This window comes from Fulvivirga imtechensis AK7, from assembly GCF_000331535.1.
GTDB classification, from domain to species: Bacteria; Bacteroidota; Bacteroidia; order Cytophagales; family Cyclobacteriaceae; genus Fulvivirga; species Fulvivirga imtechensis.
In genome coordinates this window covers 1-1,132 of record NZ_AMZN01000125.1, presented here as the reverse complement: position 1 = coordinate 1,132, position 1,132 = coordinate 1, and the positions used below count along the sequence as shown (strand labels likewise).

Below are 1,132 nucleotides of genomic sequence, written 5' to 3'. Positions count from 1 at the left end.
CGACCGGAGGGAGCGTCAGCATTGGTTCCTGTTATCATGCTTTCTGTCCCTGACGAAGGCTGCGCCTTGTCAGGACGGAGCAAAAGCTCCGCCTTTTTGATGGCTTCATGTTTGGTGCTCTTGTCCATGTGCCCCGATGCTGACGATCGGGATTCCATGAACATAATGAAGTCGATTACATCGAGGCTCTTGCCGTGGGTGCTGCAGTTGGCACTAAAGCAGTAGCAGGTTTGGGTTTTGTAGTATACCTGCAGGCTCGGGGTTTTGTCATCATGGAAGGGACAGTGCAGCATGGCGTGGGAACCTGTCCCGGACTTTGTTCCGGGAGCCGGTTTCAGGTGGTAGTGGTCCAACACCTGCGCTAAACTTAGTTGCTGTTTGATGTCTGTTATCTCCATTTAGTTTTCTGGTTCAAGTGCCTTAAACATATCTCTCAACTGCCGGAGGTGATAAAACTGCTCTACTGGATCTGACAGGTTATGTGGGTTGTCACTTGCATAGACGATCAGCACGTAAAGCATTTCGTCCAGCAGGTCGCTGATGTAAACCGCTCCGGTATCGTGCAGGTAGGTGTCTAGTTCTTTGAAGTTGTGGTGGTAGGGGTTCGGCATAGAAAAAAGTTTTTAATTTATTTCTGTTACGTTTCAGTAACAAAAGTAAATGATACGTACATACTAGTCAACACTTTTGATAATTGATTTTTACCTTTCATTGCTTTATTTTTGTTAAAACAAGCATTAATAAGGAAATTTCAACACTTATACGTATGGATTTTGGCAACAGAATGATGCAGGCAAGAAAAGGTAAGGGCCTTTCACGGGAAGAGCTTGGAAACACTATCGGAACTTCCGGGGCAATTATCGGGCGTTATGAACGTAATGACATGAAGCCTTCTATTGAGATTGCTGCCAAAATAGCTTTGGCTCTGGATGTTTCTCTGGATTATCTTGTTGGCAATGCTTCTTTGGAGGTTAAGGATAAAAGTATGATTGAACGGCTGGAAAGGATTGCCAGAATGCCGGGCAATAAAAAAGATGAACTATTTAATGTTATTGACGCTTATTTAAGAGATTTTAAAACAAGTCAGGCTTATTCCCACTAATATGAAACAGATAACCCTAAATATCGCAGA

At 43.6% G+C, this 1,132-nt stretch carries 3 protein-coding genes; 1 reads left to right on the top strand and 2 read right to left on the bottom strand.

Annotated features, from left to right (window positions below; translation table 11 throughout):
* A partial coding sequence (locus C900_RS26220; RefSeq protein WP_040497611.1) for a CHC2 zinc finger domain-containing protein occupies positions 1 to 398 on the bottom strand: 398 nt, incomplete at its 3' end.
* Positions 399 to 611 (bottom strand): hypothetical protein, encoded by a 213-nt coding sequence (locus C900_RS26215; RefSeq protein ID WP_009583470.1) that lies wholly within the window; start codon positions 609 to 611, stop codon positions 399 to 401. It lies immediately after the preceding gene.
* A gap of 155 nt (positions 612 to 766) precedes the next feature.
* On the opposite strand from C900_RS26215, the gene C900_RS26210 reads away from it, so the two are divergent.
* Positions 767 to 1,102 (top strand): helix-turn-helix domain-containing protein, encoded by a 336-nt coding sequence (locus C900_RS26210; protein WP_009583469.1) that lies wholly within the window; start codon positions 767 to 769, stop codon positions 1,100 to 1,102.
* The last annotated feature ends 30 nt before the right edge of the window (positions 1,103 to 1,132 follow it).